This is a genomic window from Micromonospora sp. NPDC023956, assembly GCF_040639195.1.
GTDB lineage: Bacteria > Actinomycetota > Actinomycetes > Mycobacteriales > Micromonosporaceae > Micromonospora.
Genome location: NZ_JBEZZN010000017.1, coordinates 40,684 through 56,815, shown reverse-complemented (window position 1 = coordinate 56,815; position 16,132 = coordinate 40,684). Strand labels below are relative to the sequence as shown.

Genomic DNA, 16,132 nt, shown 5'->3' with positions numbered 1-16,132 from the left:
CGCCGGGGTAGCCCGTAGCGGTGGCGGGCGGTCACCCGGTCCAGCGCCGGATGCGGCAGGGGGGCCGTTCGCCTCACCCTCCGGCGAGGCGGGCCTCGATGTGGGCGACCTTGCCGGTCAGCGCGTCCGTCACGCCCGGCCGCACGTCGGCCTTGAGCACGACGCTGACCCGGGGCGCCTGCGCGGAGACCACGTCGACCGCCCGCTTCACCACCGCCATCACCTCGTCCCACTCGCCCTCGACGGTGGTGAACATGGCATCGGTACGGTTCGGCAGGCCGGACTCCCGGACCACGCGTACCGCCTCGGCGACCAGGTCACCGACGGACTCCCCGACGCCGAGCGGGGTGATCGAGAACGCGATCAGCATGCTTCCGATCGTCCCCGGTAATTCGGGTGCGCGCCAGGCGGACCTCCGATAGCGTCCAGGACATGCGCTACTGACGCCCTTGTGCCGAGCCGGGTCCACCGCCGATCGCCGTGGACCGTGCCGCCGGGCGTGCGCGTCCCCTGTTCCGTCGCTGTCGCGACGTCACCCGTGGTCGGCCGTCCCGGTGCACTCCCGATTCCCGCTCGCCGACCGTACCGGTTGTCCCGGACGGTCCCTCGCCGAAGGAGGCACCGTATGCCCGCGAAGCGTAAGCCGAAGAAGAACCGTCCGTCCGCGCCGAAGCCGTCCCTGCTGGAGGTGACCCCGCCGGACCTGGACACGATCGAGGTGGCCCCGGTGAGTCCGCCGACCGGCTCCACCCCGCCGCCGGCTCCGACGGCCGGGCCGCCCCAGCGGGGCGCCGCCTTCGTCGCCGGACGCGGCCGGTCCGCCGCCCAGGGCCGGCAGTACGCCTTCCGGCGCAGCTGACCGGTCCCGGGATGGCCGGGGCGATCACCGTCCCGGCCATCCCCGTCCGGCCGGCTTCGCTCCGGCCCGCCCTTCGTTTCGCCGATGTGGGGGTGTTCCGGTGCGCGGGCACCCCCGAGTCGCCGAAGGCGCGAAGGGCGGGCCAGGGTGGGTGCCTGGATTGCCGGAAGAACGGCGTTGCATCCCACTTGGCCGCGCCGCTATCTTGCCGGCGTGGAGATCGTGACGCGCGCCGATCGGCCCGAGCTGCACGAGGCGGCGGCTGTCGTCTTCCGGGAACGCTGGCCGGAGTTCGTGTTCCACGACGACGTGCCGAAGCGGTACCTGGGCCGCGCCGGGGAGTACTTCGCCCAGTACGACATCGTCGTGCTCGACGGGGACGCTGTCGTCGCTGGCGGTTGGGGAGTGCCGATGGCCTGGGACGGCAGCGTCGACGACCTGCCGTCCGGCTACGACGACGCGTTGATCCGTGCGGTGGACGGCAGAGAGGCCGGCATCGAGCCCACGAGCCTGAGTTTCATGGCGGTCGCCGTGGGCGCGTCCCACGACAGACGCGGCATGGCCGGTGTCGTGCTCGAGGAACTGACGCGACGAGCGTGCAGCGCCGGCCTCACGCATGTGGTCGCTCCGCTCCGGCCGACGTGGAAGCACCGCTACCCGATGGTGTCGATGGCCGAGTACGGCGGATGGACCGGCCCGGACGGACTCTCGATCGATCCGTGGATCCGCACCCATCAACGCATGGGAGCCCGCGTGCTCTGTCCAGCTCGACGGTCGATGGTGGTCGAAGGAACGGTCGCCGAATGGGAGAGCTGGGCGGACATGCTGTTTCCCGTCACCGGAGAGTACGTGGTTCCCGGTGCGCTCAACCTCGTGCTGATCGACCGGGAACAGGACCGAGGCGTGTACGTCGAGGAGAACCTGTGGGTTCAGCACCGCTGAACTCGGCGACGGACCGGGTAACCGGTGGAGCCTTTCCCGCTCCTGGTGTAGACACGGGCGGATGCGACCACGACCGGGCTCCCGACTACTGGTTCCCCCGACACTGTCCCCGCGCGATGGCCTGGGTACGTGCGACGAGTCGCGCGGGGCGGGGCGGACGGGGCGGGTCAGCCGATCAGCGGGCGGAAGGTGCCGAGCGCGACGCTGACCGCCAGCGCCCCGCCGGCCAGCACGGCCGCCCCCACCACCAGCAGCCCGTCCGCGACGGTGAACCGTTGCCGGCGGGCGACCGTGCGCGGGGTGCCGGCGTCGAAGCCGCGCGCGTCCATCGCCACGGCCAGCCGGGTGCCCCGTCGGATCGCTCCGACCAGCAGCCCGAAGGCGGTGGAGACGAAGAGCCGGAGCTTCGCCAGCGGGTTACGGCCGGCGTCCACGCCCCGGGCCCGCCGGGCCAGGCTGATCATCTGCCACTCCTGGCCGAGTATCGGTACCAGCCGGAACGCGGCCAGCGCGCCGATGGCGAACCGGGGCGGGGCCTTGGCGTTCTGGATCAGCGCGTCGGCCAGGTCGGTCGGGTCGGTGGTGGCGAAGACGATCACGCCGGGCAACGCCACCGCGAGCATCCGCAGCACCAGCCCGAGCGCGGTGACCAGCACCCCCGAGGTGACCAACACCGGACCGGCCTCGACGAGCACCCGTCCCTCCCGCTCGGCGGCGAAGAGCACCAGGGTGACCACGATGCCGACCGCGCCGAGCAGCAGCGGCCAGGCCCGCCGGGCGAGTACCGCGTACCGGACCCCGAACAGCGGCAGCACCGCGAGTTCGATGGCGATGGCGATGGCCGGGGCGACCGGGTCGAGGGTGGCGACCAGGGTGAACGAGAAGAGCAGCGCCGCCGCGAGCTTCGCCACCGGGTTGCGCCGGGCCAGCGGCGCGGCCGGGTCGGCGACCGGTTCCAGGCTGATCACGACGTCGCCTCCCCGCTCGCACGGGCCCGGTCCAGGATCACCCGGCGGTCGGCGAGGGCGTCGACGAAGTCCGCGTCGTGGGTGACCGTCACCAGGCCGTGCCCGGCGTCGCGCAGCCCGGCGAACAGGTCGACCAGCTCCGACCAGGTGCGCCGGTCCTGCCCGAAGGTGGGCTCGTCGCAGACGAGCAGGCGGGGCGCGGTGGCCAGGGCGGTCGCCACGCTCAGCCGCCGCGCCTCCCCGCCGGAGAGGGTGTACGGGTTCGCCCCGGCCAGCCGCTCCAGCCGTAGCCGGGTCAACAGCTCGTCCACGACGGCGCGGACGGACGCCTCCGGTCGGCCGGTGCGGCGCGGTCCGAGGGCCAGCTCGTCGAAGACCGTACCGGTGACGAACTGGTGTTCCGGGTCCTGGAAGACCGAGCCGATCCGCCGGGCCAGGGCGGGTGCGCGCCAGCGGTGCGGAGGAGTGCGCCGGTCGGCGTCGGCCAGTTCTCCGCTGGCGGTCAACCGGCCGGTGCCCGGTCGGAGCAACCCACCGAGGAGCAGCGCCAGGGTGGACTTGCCGGCGCCGTTCGGGCCCAGGACGGCGAGCGCCTCGCCGGCGCGTACCGCCAGGTCGGTGGGGGCGAGCCGGGGTGGCAGGCCGAGCCGGTCGGCGGTGAGCAGCACCTCTCCGGCGGGCGCGACCGCCCGGCGGGGCGGCACGGGGTGGTCCGGCACCCAGACTCCGTCGTCGGCGAGCGCGGCACCGTGCTCGGCGAAGACCCGCTCGGGCGGCCCGTCCGCCCGGACACCCCCACCGGCGGCGAGCACGACCACCCGGTCGACCAGGGGCAGGGCCTCGGCGACCCGGTGCTCGACCAGGACCAGCGTGGTGTCCGCGTCCAGCGCGTCGGCGACCGCGCGCCGGACCAGGGCCGCCCCGGCCGGGTCGAGGTTGGCGGTCGGCTCGTCCAGCAGCAGCAGTCCGGGCCGCAGCGCGAGCGCGCCGGCCAGGGCGAGCCGCTGCTGTTCCCCACCGGAGAGCGCCGCGGTCGACCGGTCGCGCGGGTACGGGAAGCCGACCCTGGCCAGCGCCTCGTCCACCCGGGGCCAGATCTCCTCCGCCGGCACGCCCCGGTTCTCCAGCCCGAACGCCACGTCGTCGCCGCAGCGGGCCATCACCAGCTGGCTCTCCGGGTCCTGGAAGACCATGCCCACCCGGTCCCGTGCCTCGGCCGGCGGAAGCCCGTCGACCTCGACCACGCCGGCCCGCTCGCCGGAGTCCTCCGGCAGCAGCCCGGCCAGCGCGGCCAGCAGGGTGCTCTTGCCCGCGCCCGAGGCGCCGAGCAGCAGCACCCGCTCGCCGGCCTCGATGCGCAGGTCGACGTCCCGGACGGCCCACGCCTTGCGGCCCGCGTGCCGCCACCCGAAGCCGCGTACCCGAACGGCGACCCCACCCACCGGTCAGACGGGGGTGCGGTCGCGGGCGGCGGGCAGGTGGGCCAGGGCTCCGGTGTGGGCCAGGGCGGTGGTCAGGGCGTGTCCGCCGGCACCGGCGACGACCGCCGCGCTGACCACGGTGAGCAGCGCGTACGGGATGCGGTAGCTGGTCAGGTCGTACTTGGCGTTCCAGACGAAGAAGTCGAACAGCGCCGCGCCGACGCCGGTCAGCGCCCCGGCGAGCAGCGCGGTCGGCAGCCGGAACGAGCGGTACCGGAACGCGGCGAAGGCCAGCTCCGCGCCGAGACCCTGGACGATGCCCTGCGGGATGACCGTGCCGGCCCACTGGCTGCCCAGCAGCGCGGAGAGCACCGCCGCCACGGTCTCGCAGTACAGGGCCGCGCCGGGCTTGCGGATCACCAGGCCACCGACCACGGCCGGCATCAGCCAGACCCCGTAGAGGAGGGTCTGCGCCGGTGGGAAGAAGGCGAACGCGCCGGAGGTGGCGCTCCACACCAGGCCCCAGGCCCAGAAGATGACGCCGAAGGCCACCGCGATCACCGAGGCGACCACGATGTCGATGGTGCGCCAGCGGGGGTTGTCGAGCTTGCTCATGTGTACTGCTCCCAGTCCAGGTACGAACCAGGCAAGACGCACGCCGTGCGACCGGTGGCACCGGACGACGACGGGCTGGAGGATGACCGAGCTCCCTGCGCTGGCATTACCCAGATCAGGTTCGAGGGTCTGCGGGCACGGTGCCCGCACTCTCAGCGCTGTGCGCTCCCCTGTCGGAGGTGAAGTTGTCTGGGCAGACGCTAGCACCGAGACGCCCCGGAACCCAGGGGTACGTCCTGCGGAGAGAGTCGGCCATGTCACTGTCCGGGTTAGGGTGAGCTGCTCCCCGCACCCGTCGACCCGGAGGGACCACCGTGACCTCTGCCGACCAGGCCACCCCGCGTCCCGGTCGACCCGACGCCGCCGGTGCCGCCGACGAGGCCGTCCGGTCCGGCCCGACGCCGGCGCTGGACGTGGTCGTGCCCGGCGTACCCGAGGGGGCACCGACGCCCGACGGACCGGAACGCCACGCACCGGTCCTCGGCGGACCGGAGCAGGGTGGACCGGGCCGGTGGCTCGGCGGGCGGGTCGGCTCGGTGGAGGTCCTGGCCGGCGTCCTGGTCCTGCTGGTGGTCTTCCGGGGGCCGATCGGCACCGCGATCTCCGCGCCCCGCCTCCAGACCTGGACCACCGTCTTCGTCTCGGTGATGGTGCAGGCGATGCCGTTCCTGGTGTTCGGGGTGCTCCTCTCGGCGGTGATCGCGGTCTTCGTGCCGCGCTCCTTCTGGGCCCGGGCGCTGCCCCGGCACCCCGCGCTCGCCGTGCCGGTGGCCAGCGCCGCCGGGGTGGTCCTGCCCGGGTGCGAGTGCGGCTCGGTCCCGATCGCCGGGTCGCTGATCCGCCGGGGTGTCACCCCGGCCGCCGCGTTGGCCTTCCTGCTCGCCGCCCCGGCGATCAACCCGATCGTGCTCACCGCCACCGCGGTCGCCTTCCCCGACAACCCGGAGATGGTCCTCGGCCGGGGGCTGGCCAGTCTGGTCGTCGCCATGATCATGGGTTGGCTCTGGCTGCGGCTGGGCCGGGCCGACTGGATCCGGCTGCCGCACCGTCCGGACCTGGACGGACTGGGCCGGGGCGCGGCGTTCTGGTCGGCGGTACGCCACGACGTGATCCACGCCGGCGGGTTCCTGGTGCTCGGCGCGATGGCCGCCGCCAGCATCAACGTGCTGGTGCCGGAGCGCTGGTTGCAGACCCTGGCCGACGACCCGGTGCTCTCGGTGCTGGCCCTGGCGGTGCTGGCCGTCCTGCTCTCCATCTGTTCGGAGGCGGACGCCTTCGTCGCCGCGTCGCTGTCCCAGTTCTCGTTGACCTCCCGGCTGGTCTTCCTGGTGGTCGGTCCGATGGTGGACCTGAAACTCGTCTCGATGCAGGTCGGAGCCTTCGGCCGGCGGTTCGCGTCCCGGTTCGCCCCGACGACCTTCGTGGTCGCCGTACTGGTGGCCGTCGGCGTGGGAACGGTGGTGGTCTGAGTGAACCGGCAGGCCCAGGCGGTCGTCCTGCTGCTGCTCGGGGGAGCGGTGCTGCGGGCCAGCCTCACCGACCTGCACCTGCGCTACGTCAAGGAGGGGCTGCGTCCCTTCCTGGTCGCCGCCGGACTGCTGCTGGTGGCCACCGCCGCGATGACCCTCTGGTACGAGCTGCGCCCCGTCGCGCCGGACGCCCCGGAGCCGCCCGACGACCACGGGCACGACCACGGCCACCACGGTGCGCGGGTCGGCTGGCTGCTCATCCTGCCGGTACTCGGCCTGCTGCTGATCGTCCCGCCGGCCCTCGGTTCGTACGCGGCCGGACAGGCCGGGACGGTGCTGTCCGACCGGACGACCTCCGACTACCCGCCACTGCCCGAGGGGGACCCGGTCCGGATCACCGTGCTGGACTACGCCTCCCGGGCGCTGTTCGAGCAGGGACGATCCATCGGGGACCGGCGGGTCCAGCTGACCGGATTCGTCGTCACCGGCCCGGACGGGCAGCCGATCCTGGCCCGCATGATCCTGTCCTGCTGCGCCGCCGACGGCCGCCCGGTGAAGCTCGGCCTGACCGGTGACGTCCCCGCCGGCCTGGCCGACGACACCTGGGTCGAGGTGACCGGTCGCTACACCGACCGGATCGGCCGGGACCCGGTCAACGACGCGGAGGTGCCGTACCTGGAGGTCGAGTCGTGGCGTCAGGTGCCGACCCCGAAACAGCAGTACGAGTGAGCGGTCGCGGCGATGTCCGCGCCGGCCCGTCGCCGGTAGGCTCCGCCCATGAGGATCCATGCGCGTGGGCTGGCGTTCGAGGTGCACGTCGACGGTCCGGACGACGGTGAGCCGGTGCTGCTCCTGCACGGGTTCCCGCAGCACAGTGGCGAGTGGACCGACCTGCTCCCGGCCCTGCACGCCGCCGGACTGCGGACGTACGCGCTGGACCAGCGGGGCTACTCGCCCGGCGCCCGGCCCACGGCGGTGGAGGCGTACCGACTGGCCGAGTGCGTCGCCGACGCGGTCGCCGTCCTCGACGCGCTGGAGGTGCCCGCCGCGCACGTGGTCGGCCACGACTGGGGCGCGATCGTGGCCTGGGCGCTGGCCGCCGGGCACCCGGACCGGGTGTCCACCCTCACCGCCGTCTCGGTACCGCACCCGGCTGCGATGGCCCGGACCATCGCCGGGGACCGGCGGCAGAAGGCCCGGTCGGCGTACATGGGACTGTTCCGCAAGGAGGGCACGGCCGAGAAGGTGCTGCTCGCCCTGCACGCCGCCGCCCTGCGCAAGCTGCTCGGCGGGGTGGGGGACCGGGATCGGGTCGACACGTACGTGCAGCCGATGCGGGAGCCGGGCGCGCTCACCGCGGCCCTGAACTGGTACCGGGCCATGTCCGGCCGGGAACTGGTGGGCACCGGGCCGGTGTCGGTGCCGACGACGTACGTCTGGAGTGACCGGGACGCCGCCGTCGGCCGGACCGCCGCCGAGGCGTGCGCCGGCTACGTCACCGGCCCCTACCGCTTCGTCGAGCTGACCGGGGTGACCCACTGGATCCCGGACGAGGCGCCCGGTGCCCTGGCCGAGGCCGTGCTCGCCCAGGTGGAGGCGGTACGGTGAGCGGCCCGGTGGACATCCCCGAAAGGGACGCGACGACCCCGCCGGTCAGCGCCGAGGGCTACCTGGCCGCGTTGACCGGGACGATCGCCCGGGTCGCCGCCGACCAGCGTGAGGCGGTGGCCCGCGCGGCCGACCTGGTCACCGACGCGCTCCGGGCCGGCGGGGTGGTGCAGGCGTTCGGCACCGGACACTCCGAGGCGTTGGCGTTGGAGATCGCCGGCCGGGCCGGCGGGCTGGTGCCGACCAACCGGATCGCCCTGCGGGACCTGGTGCTGTACGGCGGCGCGCCGCTCGACCTGCTCGAACCCACCCTGGAACGGGATCCGGCGGTGGCGCACCGGCTCTGGGAGCTGGCCCCGGTGCGTCCACCGGACGTCTTCGTGATCGCCTCGAACTCCGGTATCAACGGCGCGGTGGTGGAGTTCGCCTCCCTGGTCAAACGGCACGGTCACGGGTTGGTGGCGATCGTCTCGGCGGCGCACTCGGCGCGGATGCCGTCCCGCCACCCGGACGGGCACCGGCTCGCCGACTTCGCCGACGTGCTGCTGGACAACGGGGCCCCGTACGGTGACGCGGCCCTGCCGCTGCCCGGCGGGGGAGCGGTCGGCGCGGTCTCCTCGATCACGGCCGCCCTGCTGGCCCAGCAGATCGTGGTGGAGGTGGTGGCCCGACTGCTCGCGGCGGGGGAGCCGCCGCCGGTCTACCTGTCGGCCAACGTGCCGGGCGGCGACCCGCACAACTCCGAACTGGAGGCCCGGTACGCCGGCCGGCTGCGCCGGGGCACCTGACCCCCCCGCCGACCGCCTGCGGAGCCGAAGGGCCCCCGACCGTTTCCGTAGTGCGGTTCGTCGGCCGCCTTGAGGGAGCTGACCCGGAGGCGGTTCGTCGTCCGGTCCGGACCCTGCTGTCCGGTCGGGCCGCCGATCTCCGCCGGTGTCGTGCTCCTCCGGTCGGACGCCGATCTCCGCCGGTGTCGTGCTCCTCCGGTCGGGCGCCGGCTCCGGAAGCGGACATGTGAATGCGTTTCGTGGTGTCCGGCATGGGGCAATCGCTGTGCTGCCGGCAGGGTGGAACGTGCCGCCGGCTCGGGTGCTCATGCGGAGGTGGCGGTTTGTCCAAGGAGACCGAACGGCAGCGTTGGCAGCGCAACTTCGCCGATCTGTTGCAGGAGCTTCGGGTCGCCCAGACGGGCGTGCAGATTCTCTTCGCCTTCCTGCTCACACTTCCCTTCAGCGCCGGTTTCGGCGACACCACCGGCTTCCAGAAGGACGTCTACGTCGTCGCGCTGCTCTCCGCCGCCGCCGCGACGGCAATGATCATCTCGCCGGTGGCGTTCCACCGGGCGCTGTTCCGGCAGGGCCGGAAGCCGGAGCTGGTCCGCTTCGCGCACCGGATGGCCAGTGGCGGCCTCGCCTTCATGCTGATCGCGATGGTCAGCGCGGTGCTGCTGATCACCGACTTCATCCTGGACCGGCCGATCGCCTTCCTGCTGAGCGCGGTCACCGGTCTGTGGTTCCTCACCTTCTGGGCGATCCTGCCGTTCTCCCGCCGCAACTGGGGCGAGGACGACCTCGACGACGAGGACGACGACCCCCGTCCGGGCGAGTGCGACTGAATCACCCCGGAACGCCCACGGGGCGGGCTTAGGCGACGCTACTCCTGGGTAACCCCAGGGGTGGCGTCGCTTCCTGTCGACCCGCCAGGGGCGTCGCGGCCGGATCGAGGGACCAGGGGGCAGCATGAGCACCACGCAGCACGACCGCCCGGCGTCCGACCCCGACGGGGTGGGGCCGCTGCCGAAGGAGGCGGGGCAGGTCTCGGAGAAGGAGGCCCGGCAGGTCGCCGAGGCGGCCCGCGAGTCGGCCTGGGACCGGCCGAGCTTCGGCAAGGAACTGTTCCTCGGCCGGCTCCGGCTCGACCTGATCGACCCCTGGCCGCGTACCGATCCGGCGGACGCCGCCCGTGGCGAGGAGTTCCTCACCACCCTGCGCGCCTACCTCGAGTCCGAGGTGGACGGCGCGGCGATCGAGCGGGACGCGTCCATACCGGACGAGGTGTTCCAGGGGCTGGCCCGGATCGGTGCCTTCGGCATGAAGATCGACCCGGCGTACGGCGGTCTCGGGCTGAGCAACCTGCACTACTGCCGGGCGCTGATACTGGCCGGCTCGGTCAGCCCGGCGATCGGCGCGCTGCTCAGCGCCCACCAGTCCATCGGCGTGCCGCAACCGCTCAAGATGTTCGGCACCCAGGAGCAGCAGCAACGCTTCCTGCCCCGGCTGGCCGCCGGTGAGGTCTCCGCGTTCCTGCTCACCGAGCCGGACGTCGGCTCGGACCCGGCCCGCCTGGGCAGCACCGCCGAGCCCACCGCCGACGGCACCGGATACCGGCTCAACGGGGTGAAGCTCTGGGCCACCAACGGCACGATCGCCTCGCTGCTGGTGGTGATGGCCCGGGTGCCGGCCGGCGAGGGGCGCCGGGGCGGCATCACCGCCTTCGTGGTCGAGGGTGACGCCGAGGGGATCACCGTCGAACGGCGCAACGCCTTCATCGGCCTGCGCGGGCTGGAGAACAGCCTGACCCGCTTCCACGACGTCTTCGTGCCGAAGGAGAACGTCATCGGCGGGGAGGGCCGGGGTCTCAAGATCGCCCTCAGCACCCTCAACACCGGGCGGCTCTCGCTGCCGGCGATGTGCGTCGGCGCCGGCAAGTGGTCGTTGCACGTGGCCCGTCAGTGGGCCGCCGACCGGGTGCAGTGGGGCCGTCCGGTCGCCGAGCACGAGGCGGTCGCCACCAAGCTCTCCTTCATCGCCGCCACCACGTACGCGATGGAGTCCATGCTGGACCTCTCCTGCCTGCTCGCCGACGACGACCGCAACGACATCCGGATCGAGGCCGCCCTGGCCAAGCTCTACGCCAGCGAGATGGCCTGGCGGATCGTCGACGAACTGGTGCAGATCCGGGGCGGACGGGGCTACGAGACCGCCGATTCGCTCGCCGCCCGGGGGGAGCGCCCGGCCGCCGTCGAACAGCTCCTCCGCGACCTCCGGATCAACCGGATCTTCGAGGGCTCCACCGAGATCATGCACCTGCTGATCGCCCGGGAGGCGGTCGACGCGCACCTCTCCGTCGCCGGGGACATCATCGACCCGGACGCCGGGCTCGGCCGCAAGGCCCGCGCCGGGGCCCGCGCCGGGGCGTTCTACGCCCGGTGGCTGCCCACCCTCGTCGTCGGCCGCAGCCAGGCACCCGGGGCGTACGCCGAGTTCGGCCCCCTCGCCGGTCACCTGCGCCACGTCGAGAAGACCTCGCGCAAGCTGGCCCGCTCGACGTTCTACGCGATGTCCCGCTGGCAGGGGAAGATGGAACGCAAGCAGGCCTTCCTCGGCCGGATCGTCGACATCGGGGCGGAACTGTTCGCCATGTCGGCGGTCTGTGTCCGCGCGCACGCCGAACGGGACACCCACCCCGAGGGGCGGGAGCTGGCCGACCTGTTCTGCCGGCAGGCCCGACTGCGCGTCGAGGCGCTGCTCACCAACCTGTGGTCGAACACCGACCCGGTGGACGTGGTCGCCGCCCGACGGATCGTCGCCGGCCGCTACGCCAGCCTGGAGGAGGGCGTCCTCACCCCGCCGGACGACCTGCCCTGGGTGGCCCGCTGGTCGCCCGGCCCGTCCACGGTGCCCGACGTCCGCCGCCGCATCCCGCCCCGCTGACCGCCGGAACCGGGGTGGCCGCCGACGCCGGTGGCCACCCCGGCCCGGTTCGCCGGGCGCCCGCCGACCCCGGTCAGGCCCGGTGGGGCCCGGTCAGCGATTGACCGCCCAGACCAGCACGGCCACCAGGATGATCCCGTTGAGCACCCCGAGCACCACGTACGCCGTGGAGGGCATCTTCTGCCCGCGCCGGGCCAGACTCATCAGGTAGCCGGCGTAGCCGAGCAGCAGCAGGGCCATGACGATCAGGAAGTAGAGCACCGGTCGACCTTAGCGGTCCGCCCGCAGGCCGAGTTCACGCAGCTCCAGCGCGGCCAGGGCATCGACGGTGTCCGGATCGCCGCGCCGCCACGCCTCGGCCACGTCCGGGGCGATCCGGGTGAGCCGGCCCAGCGGCTGTCCGGCCAGCGCCCGCAGGGCGAGCAGGTCCCGGCCGGCGGGCGCGGACCGCAGCGCCGCCGCCGCACCGGCCCGGCGCATCCACCTCAGGCGCAGCGGCAGCCAGCCGAACAGCACCAGGCCGAGCGGGAACACCAGCACCGCCACGGCCAGCGCCCAGGCCAGTTGGTCGACCAGTTCCTGCTGGTCACGCCCGGCGTCGGCGACCGCGCGGGCGGCCTCGGCGGCCCGCTCGAACGGGGTGGTCAGCTCGTCGCCGACCAGCGGCACCCGGCCGATCTTGCCGCCGGCGTCGGCCAGGTTGTCGGCCAGCCCCGCACCGGCCCCCTCCAGCTTCCGGCCGGGGACGGCGAGCCGCCCCACCAGGTCGTGCAGCCACATCGCGCCCCGGATCGCGACGTACACCCAGGCGACGACGAGCAGGTCGGTGACGAGTTGACGGGCGGCGGTGGGAAAACGGTCGGCGTAGATCCTCACGCCGCACAGCGTGCCATGCGGCACCGCCCGCCGCAGACCGCGTCGAGTCGGTGGGGAGCCGGCGGCCGGATCGGGGCGCAGGCCGTCCCGCCGCCGACCCGCGCCCGGCCGACGGCGTCAGCCGGCGGCGGCGCAGGCCGGGCAGGTGCCGAAGATCTCCAGGGTGTGACTGACGTCGGAGTAGCCGTGCTGGGCGGCCACCCGGTCGGCCCAGGTCTCCACGGCCGGACCCGCCACCTCCACCGTCCGCCCGCAGGACCGGCAGACCAGGTGGTGATGGTGTCCCTCGCTGCACCGCCGGTAGAGGTGTTCGCCACCCGGCGGGCGCATCACGTCGATCTCGCCCGCGTCGGCCAGCCCCTGAAGGGTCCGGTACACGGTGGTCAGGCCGACCCGTTCGCCCCGCTCGCGGAGCATCGCGTGCAGGTCCTGCGCGCTGTGGAAGCCCTCCAACTCGGCGAGCAGCGCACTGACCGCCGTACGCTGCCGGGTGTTGCGCACGGCCGTACCGCCCTCGCTCACGCCGCCTCCCCCGCACCGGTCCCGACGCGGGAGCCGGCCCCGCTGGTCCGCTCGCTCTGGTCGCTCATGTCCCCTCCCCGGCGTGGCTGACCGCGTCGGCCACGATGTGCGCGACGTGCTCGTCGACCAGGGTGTAGGCGATCTCCCGGCCCCGCCGGGAACCGCGCACCACACCGGCTCCGCGCAGCACCCGCAGGTGCTGGGAGACCAGGGGCTGCGTCGCGCCGAGTTTCTCCACCAGTTCGTGGACGCAGCGTTCACCCTGGGCAAGCTCGCTGACGATGGCCAGCCGGATCGGCGCGGAGAGGGCGCGCAGCAGGTCTCCCGCGCCCTCGTACGCGTCATAGCCGTTGGTGCTGGTCACCCTGCAACGGTAACCAATGCCGGGACGACCGGGGGGAGCAGGATCAGCTCAGCACCACCTCGTGCGGCTCCGCCGGTGCCGGTGCGGTCGGCGTACGTCGCCGACGCAGGGCCCGCCAGGCCGCCGCACCGACCGCGACGACGAGGAAGGAGGCTATCGCGAGCACCACCACGGACGCGCCCGGAGCGGTGTCGGCGACCGCCGCGACCCAGACCCCACTGCCGGCGGCCAGCAGGCCGACCGCCATCGCCATCGCCATCGTGCTGCGGAAACCCCGGGTGACCTGCTGTGCGGTGGCCACCGGGACGACCATCAGCGCGCTGATCAGCAGGACCCCCACCGCCCGCATGGCGATGGTGACGGTCACCGCCGTGGTCACCGCCAGCAGCAGGTTGAGCGTACGGACCGGCAGGCCGGAGACGCGGGCGTACTCCTCGTCGTGGCAGACCGCGAAGAGCGCGGGACGCAACGCCACCATCACGACCAGCACCGCGGCCCCCAGCACCGCGATGGTGACCAGGTCCGTCCGGGAGGTCGTGGTCAGCGCGCCGAACAGGTACGCGTTCAGGTTGGCGTTGCTGGCGTCGGAGAGCCCGACCAGCATCACGCCCCCGGCGATGCCGCCGTAGAAGAGCAGCGCCAGGGCCAGGTCGCCGGAGGTGCGGCCGCGTTCCCGGACCAGCTCGATGACGATCGCGCCGAGAGTGGCGGCGAGCACCGCCATGATCACGGGCGACTGGTGGAACAGCAGGCCGGCCCCGACCCCGGTCAGGGCCACGTGACCGATCCCGTCGCCGATCAGCGCCAGCCGCCGCTGCACCAGGTAGATGCCGAGCGCCGGCGCGGCGAGCCCGATGATCAGCGCGCCGACCAGGGCGCGGAGCATGAAGTCGTACTGGAAGAGGCTCACGGCGTGCTCCACAGCCCGGCGGGCTCCTCGGGACCGTGCGGGTGCACGTGGTCGTGGTCGGGGTCCGCGTGGTGGCCGGCCGGCTCCGGGACCGCGCCGTCGTGCGCGATGCCGCCCTGGTGGACGACGACCGCCCGGCTGATCAGCGGACGCAGCGGACCGAGCTCGTGGGCGACCAGCAGCACCGTCCCGCCGCCGGTGACGAACCCCCGCAGCGCCTCGGCGAAGGCCTCCTGGCTGACCGCGTCCACCCCGGCGGTCGGCTCGTCGAGCACCAGCAGTTCCGGCTGGCCGGCCAGCGCCCGCGCGATCAGGGTGCGCTGCTGCTGGCCGCCGGAGAGGGTCGCCACCGGGTCACCGGCCCGGTCGGCGAGCCCGACCGCACGCAGCGCCTCGGCGACCGCTGCCCGGTCGGCGCGACCGGCCGGGCGCAGCATGCCCCGCCGGGCCAGGCGCCCCGAGGCGACCACCTCCGCGACCGTCGCCGGTACGCCGCTGCCGGCGCCCAGGCGCTGCGGGACGTACCCGATGCGGTGCCACTGCCGGAAGCGGCGCAGCGGCGTGCCGAAGAGGGTGACCCGCCCGGCGCCGAGCGGCACCAACCCGAGCACCGCCCGGATCAGGGTGGACTTGCCGGAGCCGTTGGCCCCGAGCACGGCGACGACCTCACCGGCGGAGAGCGCCAGCGAGACGTCCCGGAGCACGGGGCGGCCGTCGTAGCCGACCACCCCGTGCTCCACGGTCACGACGGGTTCGCTCACGAGCAGCCCAACGCCGTCCGTAGGGTCTCCAGGTTGCTGCGCATCACCGAAAAATAGTCCCCGCCGGTGTTGTCGGCGGAGAGACCCTCGATCGGATCCAACACCGCGGTCTTCGCCCCGACCTCCTTGGCGATGGTCTCGGCGACCTTCGGGCTGACCAACGTCTCGAAGAAGATGGTGGTGGCCTTGTGCTCGCGGGCCTCCTCGGTGACCTCGGCGAGGCGCTGCGGGGACGGCTCGTTCTCCGGGCTCAGGCCGGAGATGCCGATCTGCTCCAGCTGGTAGCGCTGGGTGAGGTAGCCGAACGCGGTGTGGCTGACCACGATCTCCCGCCGCTGGCAGGTCTTCAGCCCCTGGGTGAACTCGGCGTCCAGCTTCTCCAGCTCGGTGCGGAGCGTCTTCGCCCGGGTGGTGTAGTCGGCCGCCCGGTCCGGGTCGGCCTTGCCGAGCCGCTCGGCGAGCGTGTCGGCGATGGTGGCCAGCCGGGTCGGGTCGAGCCAGACGTGCGGGTCCTTGGCGCCGTCGGTCTTCCCGGCGGGCTCCGCCTTCTCCTCCTCGTGGCCGTCCTCGCCCTCGTGGCTGTGACCGTCCTCGCCCTCGTGGTCGTGGTCGTGCCCGCCGGCCGCGGCGTCCAGCAGCGGCTGCACGGTGGCCACGTCGAACACCCGGTCCCCGCCGTTCTGCTCGACCGCCTCGTCCACAGCCGGCTGGAAGCCCTTGAGGTAGACCACCAGCTCGGCCTCGCTGACCTGGCCGACCTGCCCCGGGTTCAGCTCCAGGTCGTGCGGTTCCGCGCCGGGCTTCGCCAGGTTCACCACTGTCACCGCGTCGCCGCCGACCCGCTCGCTGACGAACTGGAGGGGGTAGAACGCGGCCACCACGTCGACCCGCTGGGGATCGGCACCGGCCACCTCGTCCGAGGAGCAGGCCGTGAGGGCACCGAGAGCGAGCAGGGCGGAGGAGGCGGCGGCCAGGACACGCGGAGTGGAACGGATGTTCATGTTCTCCACCTTCCGCTGCAACGACAATGATTGTCAAAAACGCATGCTTGCATGTGAACAACCACGTCACCAGCGGCGGAACCGTCGCCACCCCCGATCCGGT

General features: G+C 73.5%; 19 protein-coding genes, 1 pseudogene and 1 riboswitch. Of the genes and pseudogenes, 9 read left to right on the top strand and 11 right to left on the bottom strand.

Annotation, left to right across the window (positions count from 1 at the left end; all coding sequences use genetic code 11):
• Positions 1-73 precede the first annotated feature (73 nt).
• On the bottom strand, positions 74-370 hold the full coding sequence (locus AB0F58_RS25705; RefSeq protein WP_357147881.1) for an MTH1187 family thiamine-binding protein: 297 nt from the start codon (positions 368-370) through the stop codon (positions 74-76).
• A 255-nt stretch (positions 371-625) separates the two neighbouring features.
• Here AB0F58_RS25705 and AB0F58_RS25700 point away from each other — a divergent pair, with 255 nt between their 5' ends.
• The 3 genes and pseudogenes from AB0F58_RS25700 to AB0F58_RS25690 all read left to right on the top strand — a co-directional run.
• A complete protein-coding gene (locus AB0F58_RS25700) occupies positions 626-859 on the top strand; it encodes a hypothetical protein (RefSeq protein ID WP_357147878.1) in 234 nt (77 codons plus the stop codon).
• A 213-nt stretch (positions 860-1,072) separates the two neighbouring features.
• The gene (locus tag AB0F58_RS25695; protein ID WP_357147875.1) at positions 1,073-1,801 is read left to right on the top strand and encodes a hypothetical protein; all 729 of its coding nucleotides are present in this window, start codon (positions 1,073-1,075) and stop codon (positions 1,799-1,801) included.
• A pseudogene (locus AB0F58_RS25690) lies at positions 1,783-1,932 on the top strand (DUF6886 family protein); the annotation flags it as partial. The gene AB0F58_RS25695 and the pseudogene AB0F58_RS25690, both read left to right, overlap by 19 nt.
• A gap of 36 nt (positions 1,933-1,968) precedes the next feature.
• Here AB0F58_RS25690 and AB0F58_RS25685 read toward each other — a convergent pair.
• The 3 genes from AB0F58_RS25685 to AB0F58_RS25675 are packed head-to-tail and all read right to left on the bottom strand — an operon-like array spanning position 1,969 to position 4,805.
• A complete protein-coding gene (locus AB0F58_RS25685) occupies positions 1,969-2,769 on the bottom strand; it encodes an energy-coupling factor transporter transmembrane component T (protein ID WP_357147873.1) in 801 nt (266 codons plus the stop codon).
• Positions 2,766-4,211, bottom strand: a complete 1,446-nt coding sequence (locus tag AB0F58_RS25680) for an ABC transporter ATP-binding protein (protein ID WP_357147870.1) — start codon at positions 4,209-4,211, stop codon at positions 2,766-2,768. Before AB0F58_RS25680 ends, AB0F58_RS25685 begins: the two co-directional genes overlap by 4 nt.
• Positions 4,212-4,214: 3 nt before the next feature.
• A complete protein-coding gene (locus AB0F58_RS25675) occupies positions 4,215-4,805 on the bottom strand; it encodes an ECF transporter S component (RefSeq protein WP_357147867.1) in 591 nt (196 codons plus the stop codon).
• A gap of 74 nt (positions 4,806-4,879) precedes the next feature.
• Positions 4,880-4,987: riboswitch (TPP riboswitch) on the bottom strand.
• A gap of 354 nt (positions 4,988-5,341) precedes the next feature.
• On the opposite strand from AB0F58_RS25675, the gene AB0F58_RS25670 reads away from it, so the two are divergent.
• The 6 genes from AB0F58_RS25670 (at position 5,342) to AB0F58_RS25645 (ending at position 11,595) form a co-directional block, all read left to right on the top strand.
• On the top strand, positions 5,342-6,274 hold the full coding sequence (locus AB0F58_RS25670; protein ID WP_357148075.1) for a permease: 933 nt from the start codon (positions 5,342-5,344) through the stop codon (positions 6,272-6,274).
• Positions 6,275-7,003, top strand: coding sequence for a TIGR03943 family protein (locus AB0F58_RS25665; RefSeq protein ID WP_357147864.1), 729 nt, complete (start codon positions 6,275-6,277; stop codon positions 7,001-7,003). It abuts the gene before it with no gap.
• A 48-nt stretch (positions 7,004-7,051) separates the two neighbouring features.
• Positions 7,052-7,882 (top strand): alpha/beta hydrolase, encoded by an 831-nt coding sequence (locus AB0F58_RS25660; RefSeq protein ID WP_357147861.1) that lies wholly within the window; start codon positions 7,052-7,054, stop codon positions 7,880-7,882.
• A gap of 8 nt (positions 7,883-7,890) precedes the next feature.
• Positions 7,891-8,670 carry an SIS domain-containing protein gene (locus AB0F58_RS25655; RefSeq protein WP_357147858.1) on the top strand — a complete coding sequence of 260 codons (780 nt, stop codon included), beginning with the start codon at positions 7,891-7,893 and terminating at the stop codon, positions 8,668-8,670.
• A 323-nt stretch (positions 8,671-8,993) separates the two neighbouring features.
• Positions 8,994-9,497 (top strand): DUF6328 family protein, encoded by a 504-nt coding sequence (locus AB0F58_RS25650; RefSeq protein ID WP_357147855.1) that lies wholly within the window; start codon positions 8,994-8,996, stop codon positions 9,495-9,497.
• A gap of 124 nt (positions 9,498-9,621) precedes the next feature.
• On the top strand, positions 9,622-11,595 hold the full coding sequence (locus AB0F58_RS25645; protein ID WP_357147852.1) for an acyl-CoA dehydrogenase family protein: 1,974 nt from the start codon (positions 9,622-9,624) through the stop codon (positions 11,593-11,595).
• A gap of 93 nt (positions 11,596-11,688) precedes the next feature.
• Here AB0F58_RS25645 and AB0F58_RS25640 read toward each other — a convergent pair whose 3' ends face one another.
• The 7 genes from AB0F58_RS25640 to AB0F58_RS25610 all read right to left on the bottom strand — a co-directional run bounded on the left by AB0F58_RS25640 (position 11,689) and on the right by AB0F58_RS25610 (position 16,029).
• Positions 11,689-11,856 carry a hypothetical protein gene (locus AB0F58_RS25640; protein WP_357147848.1) on the bottom strand — a complete coding sequence of 56 codons (168 nt, stop codon included), beginning with the start codon at positions 11,854-11,856 and terminating at the stop codon, positions 11,689-11,691.
• A gap of 9 nt (positions 11,857-11,865) precedes the next feature.
• Positions 11,866-12,471, bottom strand: coding sequence for a hypothetical protein (locus tag AB0F58_RS25635; RefSeq protein WP_357147845.1), 606 nt, complete (start codon positions 12,469-12,471; stop codon positions 11,866-11,868).
• Between the two features lie 117 nt (positions 12,472-12,588).
• On the bottom strand, positions 12,589-12,993 hold the full coding sequence (locus AB0F58_RS25630; RefSeq protein WP_357147842.1) for a Fur family transcriptional regulator: 405 nt from the start codon (positions 12,991-12,993) through the stop codon (positions 12,589-12,591).
• 64 nt (positions 12,994-13,057) lie between these two features.
• On the bottom strand, positions 13,058-13,357 hold the full coding sequence (locus AB0F58_RS25625) for a metalloregulator ArsR/SmtB family transcription factor (protein WP_091459511.1): 300 nt from the start codon (positions 13,355-13,357) through the stop codon (positions 13,058-13,060).
• 43 nt (positions 13,358-13,400) lie between these two features.
• Positions 13,401-14,267, bottom strand: coding sequence for a metal ABC transporter permease (locus tag AB0F58_RS25620; RefSeq protein WP_357147838.1), 867 nt, complete (start codon positions 14,265-14,267; stop codon positions 13,401-13,403).
• Complete coding sequence (locus AB0F58_RS25615) at positions 14,264-15,028, bottom strand: metal ABC transporter ATP-binding protein (protein ID WP_357147835.1); 765 nt, start codon at positions 15,026-15,028, stop codon at positions 14,264-14,266. Before AB0F58_RS25615 ends, AB0F58_RS25620 begins: the two co-directional genes overlap by 4 nt.
• Positions 15,025-16,029 carry a metal ABC transporter substrate-binding protein gene (locus tag AB0F58_RS25610; RefSeq protein ID WP_357147832.1) on the bottom strand — a complete coding sequence of 335 codons (1,005 nt, stop codon included), beginning with the start codon at positions 16,027-16,029 and terminating at the stop codon, positions 15,025-15,027. The genes AB0F58_RS25615 and AB0F58_RS25610 overlap by 4 nt, the downstream gene beginning before the upstream one ends.
• Between the last annotated feature and the right edge of the window lie 103 nt (positions 16,030-16,132).

Excerpts from the sequence above, each read along its gene's own strand:
- AB0F58_RS25705 (WP_357147881.1), bottom strand. The coding sequence starts at position 370 with ATGCTGATCGCGTTCTCGATCACCCCGCTCGGCGTCGGGGAGTCCGTC.
- AB0F58_RS25700 (WP_357147878.1), top strand. The coding sequence starts at position 626 with ATGCCCGCGAAGCGTAAGCCGAAGAAGAACCGTCCGTCCGCGCCGAAG.
- AB0F58_RS25675 (WP_357147867.1), bottom strand. The coding sequence starts at position 4,805 with ATGAGCAAGCTCGACAACCCCCGCTGGCGCACCATCGACATCGTGGTC.
- AB0F58_RS25660 (WP_357147861.1), top strand. The coding sequence starts at position 7,052 with ATGAGGATCCATGCGCGTGGGCTGGCGTTCGAGGTGCACGTCGACGGT.
- AB0F58_RS25645 (WP_357147852.1), top strand. The coding sequence starts at position 9,622 with ATGAGCACCACGCAGCACGACCGCCCGGCGTCCGACCCCGACGGGGTG.
- AB0F58_RS25610 (WP_357147832.1), bottom strand. The coding sequence starts at position 16,029 with ATGAACATCCGTTCCACTCCGCGTGTCCTGGCCGCCGCCTCCTCCGCC.